Annotated in this window: 12 protein-coding genes; 9 read left to right on the forward strand and 3 right to left on the reverse strand. The window is 40.8% G+C overall.

Annotated elements, in window-relative coordinates; all coding sequences use genetic code 11:
* The first annotated feature begins 14 nt into the window (after window positions 1-14).
* From ACTB0Y_RS09300 to ACTB0Y_RS09310, 3 genes are read left to right on the forward strand one after another with little or no spacing between them, the layout of a single operon-like run.
* The gene (locus ACTB0Y_RS09300) at window positions 15-10,763 is read left to right on the forward strand and encodes a T9SS type B sorting domain-containing protein (RefSeq protein WP_463206544.1); all 10,749 of its coding nucleotides are present in this window, start codon (window positions 15-17) and stop codon (window positions 10,761-10,763) included.
* A 60-nt stretch (window positions 10,764-10,823) separates the two neighbouring features.
* Complete coding sequence (locus ACTB0Y_RS09305; protein ID WP_463206545.1) at window positions 10,824-11,768, forward strand: PorP/SprF family type IX secretion system membrane protein; 945 nt, start codon at window positions 10,824-10,826, stop codon at window positions 11,766-11,768.
* 1 nt (window position 11,769) lies between these two features.
* Window positions 11,770-12,144: a DUF4296 domain-containing protein gene (locus ACTB0Y_RS09310; RefSeq protein WP_463206546.1), complete on the forward strand. Its 375-nt coding sequence runs from the start codon at window positions 11,770-11,772 to the stop codon at window positions 12,142-12,144.
* 90 nt (window positions 12,145-12,234) lie between these two features.
* Here the strand turns inward: ACTB0Y_RS09310 and glmS are convergent, their stop codons facing one another.
* Genes glmS through ACTB0Y_RS09325 form a run of 3 tightly spaced genes read right to left on the reverse strand, consistent with a single transcriptional unit; the run spans window position 12,235 to window position 16,254 of the window.
* Entirely contained in the window at window positions 12,235-14,070 is a 1,836-nt protein-coding gene (glmS, locus tag ACTB0Y_RS09315; protein WP_463206547.1) for a glutamine--fructose-6-phosphate transaminase (isomerizing), read from the reverse strand.
* 4 nt (window positions 14,071-14,074) lie between these two features.
* A complete protein-coding gene (locus ACTB0Y_RS09320) occupies window positions 14,075-15,427 on the reverse strand; it encodes a hypothetical protein (protein WP_463206548.1) in 1,353 nt (450 codons plus the stop codon).
* 14 nt (window positions 15,428-15,441) lie between these two features.
* On the reverse strand, window positions 15,442-16,254 hold the full coding sequence (locus ACTB0Y_RS09325) for a glycogen/starch synthase (RefSeq protein WP_463206549.1): 813 nt from the start codon (window positions 16,252-16,254) through the stop codon (window positions 15,442-15,444).
* Between the two features lie 430 nt (window positions 16,255-16,684).
* On the opposite strand from ACTB0Y_RS09325, the gene panC reads away from it, so the two are divergent.
* From panC to radA, 6 genes are all read left to right on the forward strand, one after another.
* Entirely contained in the window at window positions 16,685-17,530 is an 846-nt protein-coding gene (gene panC, locus ACTB0Y_RS09330; protein ID WP_463206550.1) for a pantoate--beta-alanine ligase, read from the forward strand.
* 26 nt (window positions 17,531-17,556) lie between these two features.
* A complete protein-coding gene (gene panD, locus ACTB0Y_RS09335; protein WP_463206551.1) occupies window positions 17,557-17,910 on the forward strand; it encodes an aspartate 1-decarboxylase in 354 nt (117 codons plus the stop codon).
* Between the two features lie 6 nt (window positions 17,911-17,916).
* Window positions 17,917-18,945 carry a lysylphosphatidylglycerol synthase transmembrane domain-containing protein gene (locus tag ACTB0Y_RS09340; RefSeq protein WP_463206552.1) on the forward strand — a complete coding sequence of 343 codons (1,029 nt, stop codon included), beginning with the start codon at window positions 17,917-17,919 and terminating at the stop codon, window positions 18,943-18,945.
* Entirely contained in the window at window positions 18,917-19,411 is a 495-nt protein-coding gene (gene rfaE2, locus ACTB0Y_RS09345) for a D-glycero-beta-D-manno-heptose 1-phosphate adenylyltransferase (RefSeq protein ID WP_463206553.1), read from the forward strand. The genes ACTB0Y_RS09340 and rfaE2 overlap by 29 nt, the downstream gene beginning before the upstream one ends.
* 75 nt (window positions 19,412-19,486) lie before the next feature.
* Window positions 19,487-19,894, forward strand: coding sequence for a hypothetical protein (locus ACTB0Y_RS09350; RefSeq protein WP_463206554.1), 408 nt, complete (start codon window positions 19,487-19,489; stop codon window positions 19,892-19,894).
* A gap of 7 nt (window positions 19,895-19,901) precedes the next feature.
* Window positions 19,902-21,239, forward strand: coding sequence for a DNA repair protein RadA (gene radA, locus ACTB0Y_RS09355; RefSeq protein WP_463206555.1), 1,338 nt, complete (start codon window positions 19,902-19,904; stop codon window positions 21,237-21,239).
* Window positions 21,240-21,497 lie beyond the last annotated feature (258 nt).

The raw sequence follows: 21,497 nt of genomic DNA on the forward strand, positions 1-21,497 counted from the left end.
TAAAAGTTTTAGTTATGAGGCGCATAATTCTACTTATTTCATCAATGTTTCTGCTTACCACTTTAACAGCAGAAAATTACAATTGGATAAACAGTTCAAACAACTGGAATGATCCGGACCAACGGACAACCAGTCAAATGGCAAAACCATCCAATAAAACACCAGGAGAGACCGCTAATGCCGGCATTCTGGCATATTCAGGCAAACCTGCCACAGGAACCAACAGTGTGGCCCTGCATAACGTGCATACTAAAGCTGGTACAATTAAAAACCCGGGTAAGCAAGAAATGCCAAACATGGACAACTTTGAAACCCTCTATAACGAAAACCGGGTACCCAAAGGCAACGCAACCCAAATTTTATCAGAAAATTTAATAACGAATCAAAGTAAACTAAGCGCCCAAACTCCGGATAACGATATAAAATCAGGCTCAAAAGCCGCCCCAACTATTGATTCAGTAATCGTAACGCATGCCTCATGCTACAACACAAACGATGGATTTATTGATATTTATCCTGATGATGCTACAATAGATGAGTACTCTATCGACAGCGGTGCCACCTGGCAAGCAAGTAATGAATTTGGGCCACTTGGACCCGGATTCTACAGGGTTGCTGCGCGACAAGGTACAGATACAACCTATTTAAATGACTCCTTAATAGAAGTTACAGCGCCAGACCAACTGGTTTATGATTCAGCCAAGGTGGTTCCGGTTACCTGTAATAATGGCTCAGATGGTGAAATTACCATTTATGTTTCCGGGGGTACACCTCCCTACACCTATGATGCAGGAACTGTCACTCAAACCGGAGACAACCATTTTACTAATCTGGATCCCGGCAAATACACTTTCCAAATTAAAGATGCTAATACTTGTCCTAATGGTAATTCACTTGAAACAACATTAATCGTAGAAAATCCCCCAGAATTCACTATTGATAATGTTACAAAACAACATGTTCAATGCGCATTAAATCCAAACGGCAGTATAAGCATTACCATGGTTGGGTCAGCTGCCAACGAACCATATGAATATCGAATTGAAGGCCAAAATACAGATACATTAATTCATACAACAAGCGATGCAAGTTATACTTTTGAAAATTTGCGAGGTGACTATTTCGACGTGTTTGTGACAGATGCAAATGGTTGCGAAAAAGAGTGGGGGTCTAATTCAATATACATTTCTGAACCGGATACCTTAAAAATAACAGATGTAGACTCAACAGATGTAACAGGTTGTGCCGGAAATACAAATGGTCAGATTGTTATTACAGCTGAAGGTGGAGTTGCTCCTCCTTTTGAATACTCAATTGATGGAGATGTGGCTGGTGAGTATACCGATGATCCCACATTTAATAGTCTTGGAGCAGGAATCTATGATATTTGGGTTAAAGATTTAAATAATTGTAAAGTCAATTACGGGGAAGTAACCATCGACGAGCCAGACTCAGTAAAAATTGATGCATATACAATTACCCAACCTACCTGTTTTGGCGACAATGGTACCGTGGAAATCACAGCCACAAGCGGTGGCGATGGAGGCCCTTACGAATATTTAGTTGACACCACAAGTGCCAGCTGGCAACCCGGGTCAACATTTTCTCTTCCTGAAGGCAATTACGATATTTTTGCCAGAGACGGGAACCTCTGTGTGAGCGATACATTATCAGTGGTGATTGATGCGCCGGACGAGATAACTTATGATATTACACCTACTGATCCATCATGTTTCGGAAATACCGACGGGACTATTCTTGTAGATAACGTTGCTGGTGGTTCGGGCGCTGGTTACAGATATTTTATTGGCCCAACCTCTACCGGACCATGGACTGAAGATCCTAATGGAGACGGTCTGTTCGAAAATCTGGGGGATGGTACGTATTACGTTTATGTAGAAGATGGTGCAGGATGTCAAAGTGCAGTTGATAGTGAAGTATTAACTGAACCTAATGATATCACATTTGATGTAACACCAACAAATCCATCATGTTTCGGAAATACCGACGGGACTATCCTTGTAGATAACGTTGCTGGTGGTTCGGGCGCTGGTTACAGATATTTTATTGGCCCAACCTCTACCGGACCATGGACTGAAGATCCTAATGGAGACGGTCTGTTCGAAAACCTGGGGGATGGAACATACCACTTTTACGTAGAAGATGGTGCAGGATGCGCCAGTAATACCCAACAGCAGAATTTAACAGAACCTACAGAAATAACTTTCGACGTTACTCCTACTAATCCTTCATGTTTCGGAAATACCGACGGGACTATCCTTGTAGATAACGTTGCTGGTGGTTCGGGCGCTGGTTACAGATATTTTATGGGCCCAACCTCTACCGGACCATGGACTGAAGATCCTAATGGAGACGGTCTGTTCGAAAATCTGGGGAATGGAACATACTACGTTTACGTAGAAGACGGTACAGGATGTGCTAGTAACCCACAGCAACAAGACCTTACTGAGCCTACAGAAATAACTTTCGACGTTACTCCTACTGATCCTTCATGTTTCGGAAATATCGACGGGACCATCCTTGTAGATAACGTTGCTGGTGGTTCGGGCGCTGGTTACAGATATTTTATTGGCCCAACCTCTACCGGACCATGGACTGAAGATCCTAATGGAGACGGACTATTCGAAAACCTGGGCGATGGTACGTATTACGTTTATGTAGAAGATGGAGGAGGATGCACCAGTAATCCACAACAGCAAGATTTAACTGAACCTAATGATATCACATTTGATGTAACACCAACAAATCCATCATGTTTCGGAAATACCGATGGGACTATCCTTGTAGATAACGTTGCTGGTGGTTCGGGTGCTGGTTATAGATATTTTATTGGCCCAACCTCTACCGGACCATGGACTGAAGATCCTAATGGAGACGGACTATTCGAAAACCTGGGGGATGGAACATACCACTTTTACGTAGAAGATGGTGCAGGATGCGCCAGTAATACCCAACAGCAGGATTTAACAGAACCTACAGAAATAACTTTCGACGTTACTCCTACTGATCCTTCATGTTTCGGAAATACCGACGGGACCATCCTTGTAGATAACGTTGCCGGTGGTTCGGGCGCTGGTTACATATATTTTATTGGCAATAGTCCTACCGGCCCCTGGTCCTCAGATGGCAATGGAGATGGATTATTTGAAAATCTGGGTGATGGTACTTATTATGTGTATGTAGAAGATGGTGTAGGATGTACTAGTGATACACTGCAACAAGAACTGATTGAACCCACAGAAATCACCTTTGACATTACACCAACTTATCCGTCATGCTTCGGAAATACTGACGGTACAATACTAATAGATAACGTTGCTGGTGGTTCGGGTGCAGGATACAAATATTTTAGCGGCCCAACCTCTACCGGACCGTGGACAGAAGATCCAAACGGAGATGGTCTTTTTGAAAACTTAGGAGATGGAATTTATTATTTTTATGTTGAAGATGGAGCAGGATGTCAAAGTGCTGTTGATAGTGAGGAATTAATTGAACCAACACAAATTACTTTTGACTTAGCAAACACCGATCCTACTTGTAATGGTTCAACAGATGGTAGCATTGAAGTTCAAAATGTAGCCGGAGGCTCTGGTTCAGGTTATAAATATTTTATTGGCCCGACTTCAACAGGACCCTGGACTGAAGATCCTAATGGTGATGGATTATTTGATAATTTAGGTGCTGGAACTTATTATATCTATGTAGAAGATGGAAATGGTTGCGCAAGTGATCCATCAGTTCAGCAAACCCTGTCTGAACCTGATCCTGTTGACTTTGATGTTGCCTCAACAAATCCAACTTGTTTTGGAAGTAATGATGGTACAATTACCATAAGTAACCCAAGTGGTGGCTCCGAAACAGGTTTTAGATATTTCATTGGGTCTTCCTCAACAGGGCCATGGACAGAGGATCCAGACGGAAACGGTTTATTTGAAAATCTAGGTGATGGTACTTATTGGGTTTATATTGAAGATGATCAGGGATGTGCAGCCCCAGCAATTCAACAAACCTTAACAGAGCCAGCTGAAATCACCTTTGACATTACTCCATCTGATCCTTCATGTTTCCAAAGCACTGATGGTAGCATCTTAATCGATAATATTTTAGGTGGTTCAGGCGGCGGATACAAGTATTTTATTGGTAACTCACCTACCGGACCATGGACAGAAGATCCAGATGGGAACGGTTTATTTGAAAACCTTGGCGATGGTACATATTATGTGTATGTAGAAGATGGTGTAGGATGTACCAGTGATACACTGCAACAAGATCTGACTGAACCCACAGAAATCACCTTTGATATTACACCAACTGATCCGTCATGCTTCGGAAATACTGACGGAACAATACTAATAGATAACGTTGCTGGTGGGTCAGGTGCTGGTTACAGATATTTCATCGGAAACTCACCTACTGGCCCTTGGACTGAAGATCCTAATGGGGACGGACTATTCGAAAATCTCGGTGATGGAACATATTACGTTTATGTAGAAGATGGTGCAGGATGTACTAGTGATACACTCCAACAAGACCTTACTGAACCGACAGAAATCACCTTTGATATCACTCCAACTGATCCTTCATGTTTTGGAAGTACAGACGGTACTATCCTTGTAGAGAATGCAGCAGGCGGCTCTGGAGCTGGTTATAAATATTTCATCGGAAACTCACCCACAGGACCATGGAATGAGGATCCGAATGGCGACGGACTATTCGAAAATCTTGGGGATGGAACTTATTACATTTATGTAGAAGATGGAGCAGGATGTCAAAGTGCAGTTGATAGTGAAGTATTAACTGAACCTAATGATATCACATTTGACCTTAATCCTACTGATCCTTCATGCTTCGGAGATACCAACGGCACTATCCTGGTTGATAACGTTGCAGGAGGTTCTGGAGCTGATTATAAATATTTCATCGGAAACTCACCCACAGGACCATGGACTGAAGATCCTAATGGTGACGGTTTATTTGAAAATCTTGGTGATGGAACTTATTACGTTTATGTAGAAGATGGTGCAGGATGTCAAAGTGCAGTTGATAGTGAAGTATTAAGTGAACCAACTGAAATTACATACGATACCACTCTTACCAATATAACCTGTAATGGTGGTAGCGATGGTGAAATAGAAATTATCAACGTGGCTGGTGGTTCTGGAGCAGGATATGAGTTCAGTATAGATAACGGAACAAACTGGCAACCGGGCAACATATTCTCCAACTTAATAGCCGGAGACTATGAAGTGATAGTAAGAGATGGAAACGGATGTTTAAGCGATGTATCGGCAGCAACACTCAACGAGCCCGCCCCCATTACTTTTGACACCACACTTACCAATGTAACATGTAATGGAGGAAACGATGGCGAAATCGAGATTATCAATGTGGCTGGTGGCTCAGGCGCTGGTTATGAATATAGTAGCGATGACGGAACAAACTGGCAACCAGGAAATGTATTCAGCGGGCTGACAGCCGGCAATTACAACCTTGTTGTAAGAGATGGAAACGGATGTACAAGCGAAACTGTTCCGGCTACAATCACGGAACCCGCCCCAATTAACATTACACTGATCGACTCATTACTTTCATGTGGTAGTTTACCGGTATTTGAAGGTGATACTCTTATACTACCTGACGGAGGTGGCGTTTCTTATACATCAACCCTGACGTTTACAGATTTTGACCCGGGACAAACTATGAATGCAGGAGATATTGCGGGTATTTATTTCGATATCGAACATTCATATCTCAGTGACCTTACAATTGAGCTCATTGCACCAGATAATTCAGTTATTTTAATTGATCAGGCCGGAGGCTATCGCAACCTTGGATATCCGGTAATTGGAGATGATACAGACCCCATCCCTGGAGATGGATACTTGTATACTTTCGATGACAATGCACCCAAAAACTGGACACAGGTTATTACTGAAGACCATTATTATAGCGGAGCCCCTTCCGGACCATTAGATTCTTTACATATTCCATCAGGTGAATATGTGCCTATTAATAGCATCGATAATCTCGCAGGAACACAATTAAACGGTGACTGGACCATAAAAGTTACTGATCACATTGGATTCGATAACGGGTTCATCTTTAAATGGGGTATACGCTTTAACGAAAGTGCTTACCCATCAAATTATTGTAATGGATTGCTCGAAGTTGAAGCTACAGGCGGTAACGGAGGCTTTACTTACCAATGGAGCAACGGACAAACCGGACCAATTGCAAGCGACTTGTGCGCCGATGGATACAGTGTAACTGCCACAGATGCGCAAGGCTGTGAAATGGTTTATACCGACTCTGTTTACGATGTAGACATCCATATGGAAGTTACCGATACCACACATGTGCTATGTGCCGGTAACCCAACTGGTAGTGCTACTGTTGTTGCCTCTGGTGGTAATGCACCTTACACTTACAACTGGTCTGATGGAAATACTGGCGCTTCAAACAGCAACATGACAGCAGGATGGTATTATATTACAATAACCGACCTGAACAGTTGTGAGCATGTAGATTCACTCGAAATTAAAACACTGTATGACCTGCAATTGGCATTCAGCGATACAGTACAAATTACCTGTAACCCAGAAAACATTGGTGACTCAACCGGTGGAATTACAGTTACACCTACAGGCGGACAACCCCCATACACCTACAACTGGTCGTCCTCTGATGGTAACGACAGCATAGCAACAAATTTGGTTGCAGGATGGAACTATGTAACTGTTTCCGATCCTAACTGCGCTGCTGTTGATAGTGTATTCTTATCAGCACCGGCCCCAATACAGATCATCGAGACAGATCACCAGGATGTATTATGCCATGGCGACACAACAGGTTCAACAACAATCTCTGTAAATAACGGAGCAGCCCCATTGACACTCGAATGGGCGCATACATCTGAACTTGACCTTTATACACTAAACAACCTTGGAGCTGGAGACTATACTGCAATGGTTACAGATAATAATGCCTGTATGGAAGATACCACAATTACCATACTTGAACCAGCTCCAATCGCTTACAATGTTGATATAACACCGGCTGACTGTGGTGTAGATAATGGTACAATTACAGTTAACAATATTACAGGTGGTGATGGCAATTACACCGTTACATGGAGTCACCCCGACTGGACTGTCGACTCTGTAGGAACTTCTATTACGAACCTTGGTGTTGGCGACTACACCATGACAATAGTTGATGGTAACCTCTGCGATACCACGCAGGTAATTACTATGCCCGATAACTCCGACATAAATGTAACCCTGGTTGATGCAGTTGATCCTTCATGCGGAGGTGTATGCGATGGCTCTGCTGAAATTAATATTGATGGCGGGACAGCACCATTCACCATTACATGGAGCAACGGAGATACAGAACTTACAGCTGACAGCCTCTGTACAGGTACATTCAGCGTTACTGTAGTGGACGACAACAACTGTAGCTTCATCTTAACAGATAGTCTGCAGGAACCAGATCCTATTGTAATTGATGACTTTGTATACACTGACCCAATTCAATGTGCCGGAGATTCACTTGCAGACCTTTATGCTGATGTTTCTGGTGGTACAGGAGCACTGGCCTATCGTTGGGAAGACAGTGAAGGTACGTTACAATCGCTTGATAGCACATTGACAAGTGCTATAGCAGGAGACACATATCACCTGACCATAACCGACGACAACCTTTGTGAACTCGTGACCTCTATTGATATTACATCCATGCCTGATTCTATCTTTATGACCTTCAATATGGGACAAACAAACTGTCCCGAAGACTCAACAGGATATGCAGCCGTAGATGTAACCGGAGGCGTTGGACCATATAACTATAACTGGTACAAAGCAGATGACGCGGCCTTCCCAATTGTTGGAGCTGCCACAGACTCTGCCTCAAGCCTGGCATTTGGTTATTACATTGTAGAGGTAACCGATGCACTGGGATGTACTGTAGTTGATTCTGTAATTGTTGAATCAAATACAGCACTCGACTTTACTGTGGAAATACTGCAGGAGGTAACCTGTGAAGGCAATGGTTCTGCCAGGGTAACAGACATTGTAAATGGTACTGGTCCATACACATATGAATGGAGCTCCGGTGAAACCAACGATACTGCTTTCGCCTTAAGCGTAGGAACAAACTCGGTTATGCTAACTGATCAAACAAGTACATGTAGCGTAATCAGAGAATTTGAGATGATCGATGATTCCATACTCAATGTTGAAGTTGTACAACTAATTCCTGATTATGGTACAGGCAATGGTAGTATCGAACTCGGGGTTACCGGAGGAATAGCACCCTATGATTATCAATGGGATAGCGAAAATCCACCAGGAAGTTATGGTACCAATGATAGCATTGCATTTTCCCTTGGAGCAGGTTGGTATTACTATACAGTAACAGACTTTGAAGGATGTAGCGTTGAAGATTCAGTTGAAGTTATGGAACAATCAATTTACATTGAAGACACATTAATTACTGACGTTTCATGCTACGGATACAGTGATGGTGCAATTAGCATTGTACCTGCAGGAGGAATAGAACCCTATAGTGTTACATGGAACAATGGCACCTGGAGTACTGATTCAACCGGAACAGAAATTACTGGGCTCAGCGCTGGCACCTATTATCTCACGATTACTGATGCGTTCTTTGGAAATTACCAAGATTCATTAATAGTCTCACAGCCGGAGCCATACAGCTTCAACAATGATATAATACAACCTAGTTGTGCCGATGCAAACGGTTCTATTAGTGTGAATGTGCAAAGCGGAGGAACTGAACCATTTACATTCGATTGGGATTACAATGGGTACCCGGAACTTGACCCTGAAGGGCTTAATTGGGCTTGGCCAGATACTACTGTTACAGGAAACACAATTGAAGATCTACATGTGGGGTATTACTACTTTACCTTAGAAGACGATAATGGTTGTATATACCAAGACTCTGTTTTCCTTCCGGATAATTCAGACTTTGAAGTTAATGATTCAATCATCCAACCAACTTGTATTAACCAAGGTTCCATTATTCTTGAAACCTCAAATGGTTCTGATCCTCTTGCATACAACTGGAGTCACACAGACACTTTGAATAATGCTATTGCTCAAAACCTGGATGGTGGCGTATATGCTTATACTGTTGTTGATGATAGCCTTTGTGTAAGAAGCGGTTCCGCGGAACTTGATACACCGATAACTGTCAAATTTGCACATAATATAATTAACCGACCACAATGTAGCTATGATACAACAGGTACGTTAGTACTTACCCCAACTCAAGGAAATGGTAATTACGAGTATGCTGTTATGCCAGATGGTGACGCTCCTGGAGCAGATGATTTCAAATTAGATTCAATATTTGAAAATCTTGGAGTAGGTTATTATGACCTATATGTTAGAGACTGGAAACAATGTATGGAGGAATCTGATACATTAATTCAATCCTTAACATCCAAAATTAACATCAATGATGTTGTTATTGATAAACCAAATTGTCCGAGTGATGAAAATGGATCGATAGCAATAAAAGTTGAGCCAGGCTTACCATTTACGCCATTTAGTTCACTGAGCTATGAATGGACGATTGATTCTGCTACTTGGTCTAACTGGAATTATGAATATGATCCAGAATTATATGATAGTATATTAAGTACAGACACAATAGTAACAAATGTAAAACCCGGAACTAATGTGCAATATCCCGCTAATTATACTGTTAAAATTACAACAGGAACAGGGTGTATTAAAGAGGAAACCTATGGTATCTTATCTGATACATCATTTGACATAAGCAGTCTTTTTGTTAACCTGGTAGACACATCTGTTTATGGGGCTGGCACATCATTAAGAACAGTAGATGCATGTAAATATGATGAAATTTCACTTTTTGCATCACCTGCCGTTTATAACTCAAATTCAGATCTAATATCAGTTGACACAGTTTACTGGGCCAGTGGAGCCGGCCTTGAAGGTTACGGTATGACAACAGGAAGCGAAACTGCTTTTGATACTGCAACCGTAAACCAAACCGGCGACAATTACTACGTAGCTCGCATTGAAGCAGGCAGATGCTACATGGAAGACAGCGTACTGGTTCGAGTACCAAATTACGCAGATGTCAGGGCTCAAGTGGCAGACGGGTCAAACTCCAACCTGTTTGAGGGTGGTGGCACAACATTAGAAGTAAATGAAATTACAGACACAACCTATTTCAGCTGGACAGAATACTGGGAAGTAACTCAGGAAGTACCTGAGAATCCTACATTACCAGAGTCTGCAGACTGGACACAAGAAACAGAAATTGATGTAACCGGACTTATGGATAGTACAATTTATAGGGTAACTGCCAGTACACCTGCTCCATATCCAATCGATGGGCGTTTCTGTGAAACATCCGATACCGTGAAGGTGCGCGTAATGGGAGAATTCAACCCACCAAGTGCATTCTCGCCTAACCGTGATGGTCACAATGACTATTGGGGAATTCAGGGAATTGATGCCAATATGGACTTTAACCTGAAAATCTTCAACCGTTGGGGACAACTGGTATTTGAATCCAATGACCCATTAGAAATGATGCCGAAAGCTAGTGGCGGCGACGGTGGTTGGGATGGTACCAACATGAACGGTAAAGATGTAACTATTGGAACTTATTATTATGTAATTCAATATTCAGATGGATCAAGGTCTAAGAAAGCCAATGGTCCGGTAACTGTAATCAGATAAAAGAATTAAATGCATGGCGGGATCTTTCCCGCTGTGCATGCAACCTATAAAAACAGCGCGATGAATCGAATCAGACTCATACTTATTGCAAATCTTATGCTACTGGGAACGGGAATTGCTTCAGGCCAGCAAATCCCCAATTTAACCCAGTACGTATTCAACGATTACCTGTACAACCCCGCTATTGGTGGTATTTACGATTATTACCAGGTAAAAACAAATTACCGTCACCAATGGGCCGGAATTAGTGATGCACCGAAAACATACATGCTAAGTGCCTATGGCCCGCACAAAACCATGCCTATGGGCTATGGCGGTTACATTTTTAGCGATGTAATTGGCCCCACCAGCAAACTGGGAATCTATGGTTCTTATGCATACAACATTAAAGTTAGTGGAGATATCAGGCTTTCTATGGGCGCATTTCTGGGTTTTACACAATACAAGATAGACCTTTCGGCCACTGACCTGCCCCAATCCGACCCGGTTATCACACAAAATGGTTCAAACTATACTAAGTTTTTGCCCGATGGATCACTTGGTTTGTATCTTTACACATCCCAATACTATGGCGGGGTTTCGGTAATGCAGCTATTTAGCAATAAAATTGAAACCGTTGAATCAGACTCCGTAGATTACAAAAGTGTAATGTCACGCCTGAACAACCACCTCATATTGATGGGTGGCTACAAATACAACATCAATCGTGATTTTGATATTGAGGCAGGATCCATGATAAAACTGGTAAAAGGTTCTCCTGTGCAGGTCGATATTAACGTGCGCTCCATTTACCAAAAAATGGTCTGGTTTGGGGTCAACTACAGAAGCGGTGATGCTGTATCGATACTGGCCGGATACAATTACCAGGATATGCTCTATCTTGGATTGTCATACGACATCACAACCTCAGAACTCCGAAATTACAGCAGTGGTACTTACGAAATCATGATTGGAGTAAAATTCAATAAAATTAAACAGTCAGCCACCAGAAGAAAAATAAGATAACATGCAAAAAATACTGATTGGATTCATCGCGCTTAGTCAAATATTTTTTGTTGGTTGCAATTCCCAAAAAAAGAATGCTCCTATTTTAGAGGAAGAAGAGATGGTTGAACTGTTGGTGGATATTCATATGGCAGATGCAGCACTAAATCGTGGTGTCAGTCGTGGTAAAATAAATCAGTCAGAGGTAAAAAAATATTATAAAGATATTTTGGAAGCTCACAATATTTCCCGTGAGCAGTTCGACAGCGTTTACAACTATTACTCCAAAGACTTCGACAACTTTGAGGAGCTCTATAATGAAGTCATTCTGAGGCTTCAGAAGAAGAAGAAAAATTTAGAATTGCAAAAAAGGTCGGCTAAGGACTCTATAGAATAAAAACAATGGCAATCAATCGGTTGCCATTTTTATTAAAAAAAATCCGGAACATTTCTGCTCCGGAAATTTTTATATCTTGTTTGAAAATTATTATTCTACCGTCACGGACTTAGCCAGGTTTCTTGGCTGATCTACGTTACAACCACGCATCACAGCTATGTGATAAGAAAGCAGCTGCAATGGAATTACAGTTGTAAGTGCCGAGAGCATCTCGGTGCTTTCGGGTACTTCCATCACATGGTCGGCCATATTCCTGATAGTTTCATCACCCTCCGTAACTACAGCAATAACTTTTCCATTCCTGGCTTTTACCTCTTGAATATTGCTTACAATTTTGTCGTAACTCTTATCTTTTGTAGCGATTACAATTACCGGCATATTTTCGTCAATCAAAGCAATGGGTCCGTGCTTCATTTCGGCTGCCGGATAGCCTTCTGCATGAATATATGAAATTTCCTTAAGTTTTAGCGCTCCTTCAAGTGCAACCGGGAATAAGTAACCACGGCCGAGATAAATGGCGTTCGTAGCTTCTTTGTAAATTTCTGCAATTGCTTTTATCTCTTCATTTTGTTGAAGAATTTTTTCAATTTTTGCAGGTACTTCGGTAAGGTCGTGAATAAGCTCATTGTAATCTTCGGTTGAAAGTTCTCCGCGTTTGTTTCCAAGCACCATGGCTATCATGGCCAACACGGTAACTTGTGCTGTAAAAGCTTTTGTAGAAGCCACGCCTATTTCCGGACCCGCATGGGTATATACACCGGCATCGGTTTCGCGTGGAATGCTGGAACCAACTACATTACAAATACCTAAAACTTTTGCACCTGCTTCTTTAGCCATTCGTATTGCCGCAAGTGTGTCGGCTGTTTCACCGCTCTGACTAATAGCAATAACAATATCTTCTTTTGTAATAACCGGATTTCTGTATCTAAACTCAGAACCATATTCCACCTCTACAGGAATACGGGCAAGATCTTCAATCATATATTCGCCCACCTGCCCCGCGTGCCAGGAGGTGCCACAAGCTACAATAAGTATTCGCTTAGCCTTTACAAGATCATCAATTACACGATACAATCCGCCCAACACAATTTCTGAGTTATCTTTGGCAACGCGTCCCCTGAAAGTATCCAGTATTGAACGAGGCTGCTCAAAGATTTCTTTAAGCATGAAGTGAGGGAATCCGTTTTTATCAATTTCTCCAATATCCAAATCCAATTCCTCTACAACCGGCTCTTGTTTTTCATCAAAGATGGTTTTTAATAGCAACTGGTCTTTTTTGATGATGGCCAAATCGTCATCGTTGAGGTATATTACACTATTAGTATGTTCTACAATTGGCGTTGCATCTGATGCCAGAAAATATTCTCCTTTGCCCACACCAATTACAAGCGGGCTACCCCTACGGGCGGCAATAAGTTTATCCGGCTCTTCTGTACTAAAGATTACAAGTCCGAAGGCACCAATAACCTTCTTCAATGCAAGGCGTACCGCCATTTCAACACTCATCTCGCCTTCTTTGTAAATGTAGGCAATCAAATTCGCCAGCACTTCCGTGTCAGTATCTGATTTAAACTCATATCCGCATTCTTCAAGAGACCTTTTGAGTTTACCGTAATTTTCAATTATACCATTATGAATTAGCACAAACTTACCATCCATAGAACGGTGTGGATGCGAATTAACATCGTTTGGCTCACCATGGGTGGCCCAACGCGTATGACCAATTCCTATTGTACCCTGTACATTTTTTGATTTAGTAAACTCCTCAAGGTCAGAAACTTTTCCTTTGCGTTTATAAATATTTATGTTTCCATTCAACAAAGCTACCCCGGCCGAATCATATCCACGGTACTCTAATCGTTTGAGGCCGTTAATCAGAATCGGGTAGGCTTCTTTGTTTCCTATGTATCCAACAATTCCACACATAAGCTTAATTGTTTGTTCTTTTCGAATAGGTGATAAACACTTTGGGTTTTAATGAATCCACCGCCCCGGACCCATAGAACACAGCCCTGTTTGCTGTAATACTAGGTTGCGTAGGCCTTAGCCACAATGTAAGCGTAGAATCTCCTTCAACTACTTTCTCATGAACAAGACCACTGAATACCAAATCATAGCTATTATCGCGATTCTCCTCATAATATTCCGGGGCAGTAAGCCCTGGTTCGATGAGATAATCTACGATAGGTTCTGTTTCTCCATTCGAATATTCCATAACAACAATACCACTTGGCGGAGCATATTCAATGGTATCATTTGACAGGTATTTAAACTTTTTTATTGTTTGTAAATTCAACCGAACTTGATTGATAACCAAGTCCTCGTTATTCACACCTTCGTCAAATATTTCAGATTCTGACAAGTCAATATCTATCTTAAGATTAATACCACGCCCCGCCTGAATATAAGCAAGAGAATCTCCGGGGATAAATTGAGGCGGATCATGTGCAACGAGATGGCTGTTTATAGAGCCTGTAGTATAATCGTGTTCAAAAAAATTAAACCGTGAGGTTTTGCCATCAGAAGATGTTGGATGAAAATAAAACACCTGATTGTCATATTCTGCATCACTGAAATGAAGGCGCATATGGGTCTCCTGCGCAGCAAAATCATACTGAACAAGTGCACCGGGTGTCCCGCCCTGCCGTTCAGCAGTAATAACAAAACCTTTAAAATTAGCCACAAAAGCCGAATCTGATGAAATCAAAGTATCCAGGTTTTGCATTAAATTATCGGCCATTGATATTGGCAAATCAAATTTCAAAAAGTCTGAAACAGAATCTGTACTTGGCCTGTAAGTAGTAGTTGCAATAGGGTTATTCGGGTCATAATAATCGCCTAAATTCACGTTTGACAGAACAGAGCCATCAATTTGGTTTAGTGGTTGCTCAACGGCATACAAATTAAATGTCTGCTCGTTGGTGGTATCGTAACCATAGTAGGTACCACGAAACTTCAATTGTAATATTAAACTATCCGCTGTACGATTTGCGGCTGAATCGATCGCATTAGACTGTGGCGCCAGGTCAAAAACTGTCATGGCCCTGGTGTCACCAAAAACCTCGTCATAATAATCTCCAATTACTGCCAATGATGCGCCTGAAAGTATTGTATCATTAGCATCATAAGGTTCAGACCTGGTTGTATAATTGGTAACAGTATCGTAATAAATACTTAGTTTAGTATCTAAAAAATTCTCTCCTAAAATGCTGTCATCCTCTTTACAAGTAAAAAACAAGAAAACTACGGATAACAGAAACAATCCCCGCCAAATAAATTTCATATAAAATAACTCCTTTATGTATTTAACATTTTATCGTAAAAATCATTGTATGCATCCACATATGCCTCTTCATCCTGGTAGTCGAGAAACGCTTTTTTCTCACTTTTAGCATAGGTTTCAACATCACTGTCTATTTGTCTGGCACCTTTTATCACTCCGTCTGATTTATCTACTGCCATTTTCATCAAATTCGTAAAATCAGGGCTCGAAGCAATGTGTGCCAAATCTTTTTTATCGAAACCCTCATCGGTCAATTTTTTACGAAACCCGGCATTCAAGGCTGGTGCAAAATCGTCATCATAGAGCGAATAAACAATTTTTGCATCGTTAAACAATGGATTATCCTTATAGAGTTTCTTAATGTAAAGTGGTATTAAGCTTGTAATCCAACCGTGACAATGAATAATGTCGGGTGACCAACGTAATTTTTTTACAGTTTCCAGCACACCGCGGGCAAAAAAGATTGCCCGTTCATCATTATCTTCAAAATATTTACCATCTTTATCCTTTAGAACAGCTTTACGCTGGAAATATTCTTCGTTGTCGATAAAATACACCTGCATACGTGCAGCTTGTATCGAGGCAACTTTAATGATAAGCGGATGATCTGTGTCGTCAATAATTAGGTTCATCCCTGAAAGCCGAATCACTTCATGCAGCTGATTGCGCCTTTCGTTAATTTTGCCATAACGAGGCATAAATGTTCTGATTTCTTTTCCCTTTTCCTGAATACCTTGTGGTAGGTATCGAGCCAACTTAGACATTTGGTTTTCAGGCAAGTAAGGGGTAATCTCCTGTGCAATGTATAAAACCTTTGCTTTTTCCATCTTTTGAATCAGGTATTAGTGTCGTTTAAGTTGTGCAAAATTAATAAATATTTCAACACAAACGTAATCTTTAACACACTCATTCAACGCTATGGCTTTGAACATATTGCTAATATTAGCTCAAATCTTCTTTTTTTTGACCAATCTTTTGTTAAGTATCGGCAAATTGCAGAAGCGGAATAAACGCTATTTTAAAAAATATGCCATAATTTGCATATAATCAGGCCACCAGACAACAATCAAAATCCGGTTTCCATACTATACAATAATTTGTTCTGTCGCATATAAGCACGAAAATAGCGCCATATAAATGAATAAAAGATGTGCAGGTATATTAATGCACTATGATGTATTTTTTACAGCCCTTTGAATGTGGTTGATAAAAATAAGCTAATTTTGTCCCTCATTTGAAAACATAAAAATACATTTTATGCAGGTGCATAATAAAATAGATAATCTTAAAACAGATATCAGCAATTACAAATCGGCCAATAAAAAAATTGGATTTGTACCTACAATGGGAGCTTTGCACGAAGGCCATTTATCTTTGATTAAAGTTGCAAAAGAAAATGCAGAAATAGTGGTTGTAAGTGTTTTTGTTAACCCAACCCAATTTAACGACCCCAATGATTATAAAAAGTACCCAAGAAATTTCTCCAAAGATACAGAGATACTTAAAAATGCCGGGGCACATATAGTTTTTATGCCATTTGAAGAAGAAATTTATCCGGGAAAAGATACTCGTCAATTTGATTTTGGTGCGCTTGAAAGGGTGATGGAAGGAAAGCACAGGCCAGGCCATTTCAATGGTGTGGCGCAAGTTGTAAGCCGCTTATTTGATATTGTAGAACCAGACGTGGCTGTATTTGGCGAAAAAGATTTCCAACAACTAACCATCATTCGCAAAATGGTAAAGGATTACAACTATCCTACAAAAATATTGGGTGCCCCCATTGTAAGAGAAACCGATGGCCTGGCAATGAGTTCCAGAAATCAACGTTTGACCAGCGAACAGCGCAAAAATGCGGCTTTTATCAATCAAATATTAGCAGCATCAAAAAACAAAACACACCAGCTTTCCGTCGAACAAGTAGAAAATTGGGTAACAGAATCACTCAACAAAATTGATCATTTAAAAGTTGAATATTTCCAAATTGTAGATCAGGAAACACTCCAGCCAATAAACAACTGGCAGGAAAATTGTGATAAAATAGGATGTATAGCCGTTTATTGCGGAGAAATAAGATTGATTGACAATATCAAATATTCGTTATAACTTTGTACCAACAAAACCGTTTTAATATGTTAATTGAGGTTATAAAATCCAAGTTACATAAAGTTACAGTTACAGAAGCAAACTTGCAATATGTAGGTAGTATAACCATTGATGAAGACTTGATGGATGCAGCCAATATTATTGAAAACGAGAAGGTTCAGGTTGTTAACATCAATAATGGTGAACGACTGGACACCTATGTAATTAAAGGTGACCGAGGTTCAGGAACTGTATGTTTAAATGGGCCGGCAGCTCGCAAAGTTCAGATTGGCGACATTGTGATTATAATATCATACGCCCAAATGGATTTTGAGGAAGCCAAAACATTCGAGCCCACCTTTGTTTTTCCCGATGTTGAAACCAATACTGTTGTAAAATAATTAGTTTTGAAAAAATACATTACAAATGCACTAAAATTCCTGGTCTTTATTAGTCTGGGAATTTTTATTTTTTGGAAAGTATACCAGGATCAGGACTGGAAAGAAATTTTAAAAGCACTACACGAAGTCGATTTCCTTTGGGTGTATGTAAGCATTATTTTGGGAATTATTAGTCATCTCGCCCGGTCGGCCAGGTGGGTATTGCTCGCAGACTCTTTAGGATATAAGGCTTCGGCCTACAATTCATTCTTCGCCGTAATGATTGGTTACTTTGCCAATCTGGCATTTCCCCGAATGGGTGAAGTTACGCGCGGAGCAATTATCAAACAGTACGAAAAAGTACCTTTGAGTACAGCTTTTGGTACCATCCTCTCTGAACGAATTATAGACCTCATTATGCTTGCCGGTATAACCGCCCTGGCCATTCTTTTGCAATTCGATGTTTTTCAAAAATTTGTGATGGAAAACCCGGCTGTATCTGATAATATACAAAGTATTATTGAGTCTGGTTGGCTAATTGGTATTTTTGCATTTATAGGAATTAGTGCTATCATTCTTTATTTTCTTTTCAGACAAAAATTTGAGCACATCAAGCTCATCAAAAAAGTTAACGAGAAAGTCAACACCCTCAAAGATGGTCTGTTAAGCATTAAAGATGTTAAAAACAAATATCTTTTTGTACTCTATACCCTCGCTATCTGGATCGCATATTATGGAATGCTCTATGTTTGCTTCTTCAGTTTTCCTTTTATGGATGCCTACGGGCCCCTAACAGCGCTAACAATATTTGTTCTGGGTAGTTATGGTATGGTAGCTCCGGTACAAGGCGGAATTGGGGCATACCATTTTATGGTTATTTCAGGATTGGTTATTTACGGTGTAGGAGGTGATGATGCAAAATTATTTGCATTAATTGTATGGAGTGCTCAAACTGTAATGCTAATAGGAATGGGACTCATTTCCTATATAAGTTTACCTTTTTATAACCGCTATAAAAAAAGAACACATGAACCAGCTGGAAATAATCAACTGTAAAATATATACTAAAGATAGTATTCAGGCCTTACTCAGTATTTGGCGACTTAAAGAGCAAAAAATTGTTTTCTCAAATGGTTGTTTCGATATCATTCATAAAGGGCATATCGAATACCTTGCACAAGCATCAGACTTAGGCGATAAATTAATCATAGGTTTAAATACCGATCGCTCAGTAAGAGAGATAAAAGGCGATAGCCGCCCATTGCAAGTTGAACAGTCGAGATTGGTTACCATGGCAGCCCTCAAATTTGTAGATGCTGTGATTTTGTTTGATGAACCAACCCCTTACGAACTCATCAAGGCAGTACAGCCCGATTTCCTTGTAAAAGGGAATGACTATAAAGCCGAAGATGTTGTGGGTTATGATATCGTTAAAAACAGGGGTGGCGATGTAATTACCGTTGAATTAACCCCTGGATACAGCACCAGCGCTATTATAGACAAAGCTATTGGTCAAAAATAGCACTGATTTGACCAAAAAAAATTGTCTGGTCTTTTAATTTATTTTATTTTTAGCCTGATTTAAAATCATTTAATCATGAAAAAGTTTTGGCCGGTTCTTATCATCATATTTCTAATTAGCTCCAGTTGTGTAGATCGTAAAAACTCTTTCCTTATTGGTAAATGGGAAGAAATTCCAAGAGTGGTCGAACCATCACGTCTTTATATTTGGACTTTCAAAGACGATAATAACTTTACCATTGAGTCTTATGCAATAGACAGTACCGATGGCGAACCACTATCCATCAACACAGGGGAATATAGCCTGGACCGAAAAAGCTTTGAATTTAGGCTTACCCTTGACCTTGAACAGGATATGGGCGGACACCCGATCAACGGAGATTGGTGGGTGGACGAACTTGACCGCTCAATATTAAAAATAACACGCGAGTCTGCCGTTTCTGATGGGAACCCTTTTGTGCGCTACGAATTTGTGAAACTCTAACCTAACCTTGGCCAAAACCAAAACACAATACATCTGCCAATCATGTGGAGCATCTTCACCAAAATGGTTGGGAAAATGTCCGCAATGCGGTGCATGGAACAGCATGGAAGAAACCGTGGTTCAAACTTCCAAAGGAGATAAAAGAAAGGCTGCCACATCTTATGGCGATGATCATTCCAAACTCCATCAACTCAAAAAAGTAGAACCTGATAGCTATTCCCGCATCCCGTCAAAAATAGGAGAACTGGACCGTGTACTCGGAGGAGGCATGATGCCTGGGTCGGTAGTGCTCATAGGCGGAGAACCCGGAATAGGTAAATCCACACTACTTCTGCAACTGACTTTGCAAAATCCTGATAAAAAAATTGTGTACGTTGCAGGCGAAGAAAGCACCGCTCAAATTAAAGACAGAGCTGATCGTCTTGGTAACATATCTGAGAATTGCTTTATCAGCACAGAACTAATAGTTGAAAATCTCAATGAGCAACTTAAAAAAGAAAAACCGGCACTTATTATAGTAGATTCCATTCAAACCATCCAAAGTCACAATCTGGAATCTATTCCCGGTACCATAAGTCAAATACGCGAAACCGCTTACCAGCTCATCAATATGGCCAAATACCTGAATGTACCCTTATTTCTGGTTGGTCATATTACCAAATCAGGTAACATTGCCGGCCCCAAAGTACTCGAACACATGGTCGATACAGTGCTGCAATTCGAAGGCGAACATACCGGTCAGTTGCGCCTGCTCCGCACTACCAAAAACCGCTTTGGCAGTACAGCAGAAATTGGCGTATTTGAAATGCAACAAAACGGCCTCAGGGAGGTAAGCAACCCCTCTGAAATTCTCGTACAGCATTACGCTGAACAATTAACCGGAACAGCAGTAGCTGTAGTTAACGAAGGTATACGTCCTCTAATGGTTGAGGTGCAAGCCCTCGTAAGTCCGGCAACATACGGAACACCACAACGCACTGCTAACGGTTATAACCACAAACGATTGAATATGCTCCTTGCAGTACTGGAAAAGAGAGCAGGTCTGAAACTCAGTACTCGTGATGTTTTCGTGAATATTGCCGGTGGACTCAAAATTGCCGATACCGCCATTGACCTGGCCATGGCAGCAGCTATAGTTTCATCATACCTCGATATTGAAATCCCCCCCCATACCTGTTTCTCAGGTGAAATTGGCCTTGCAGGAGAAGTAAGGCCTGTAAGCCGCATGGAACAACGCATATCAGAAGCGCACAGACTTGGGTACAAAAAAATCTTTACCCGGTCGGGAAATCAAGCAGGTAAAAATATTACAGATATCCGCCAATTGGTTAAACAATTAGATTAACCTCACCAACCCTTTGCACGCACTTCCAATACCCTGTTAAACAATACACGAGCTCTTGTATGCTAGTATGCCACAAATAAACACAGTACCTTAAAAAAAACACTACTATGTTTTGCATGGTAGTATATTTAATTTAAATGGGGTATCTGATCATCTCCCGTAAAGTTTTATCTTTACGAAATGAAATATCCGGCAGATCAAATGGAATTTGAAGAAATGTTTAAATCGGAGCAAGCCTGTATTGATTACTTGGTATCA

It is taken from the genome of Salinivirga sp. (genome assembly GCF_055145285.1).

Coding starts and splice junctions, on each gene's coding strand:
- ACTB0Y_RS09300 (WP_463206544.1), top strand. CDS start 15: ATGAGGCGCATAATTCTACTTATTTCATCAATGTTTCTGCTTACCACT.
- ACTB0Y_RS09305 (WP_463206545.1), top strand. CDS start 10,824: ATGAATCGAATCAGACTCATACTTATTGCAAATCTTATGCTACTGGGA.
- ACTB0Y_RS09310 (WP_463206546.1), top strand. CDS start 11,770: ATGCAAAAAATACTGATTGGATTCATCGCGCTTAGTCAAATATTTTTT.
- glmS (WP_463206547.1), bottom strand. CDS start 14,070: ATGTGTGGAATTGTTGGATACATAGGAAACAAAGAAGCCTACCCGATT.
- ACTB0Y_RS09320 (WP_463206548.1), bottom strand. CDS start 15,427: ATGAAATTTATTTGGCGGGGATTGTTTCTGTTATCCGTAGTTTTCTTG.
- ACTB0Y_RS09325 (WP_463206549.1), bottom strand. CDS start 16,254: ATGGAAAAAGCAAAGGTTTTATACATTGCACAGGAGATTACCCCTTAC.
- panC (WP_463206550.1), top strand. CDS start 16,685: ATGCAGGTGCATAATAAAATAGATAATCTTAAAACAGATATCAGCAAT.
- panD (WP_463206551.1), top strand. CDS start 17,557: ATGTTAATTGAGGTTATAAAATCCAAGTTACATAAAGTTACAGTTACA.
- rfaE2 (WP_463206553.1), top strand. CDS start 18,917: ATGAACCAGCTGGAAATAATCAACTGTAAAATATATACTAAAGATAGT.
- ACTB0Y_RS09350 (WP_463206554.1), top strand. CDS start 19,487: ATGAAAAAGTTTTGGCCGGTTCTTATCATCATATTTCTAATTAGCTCC.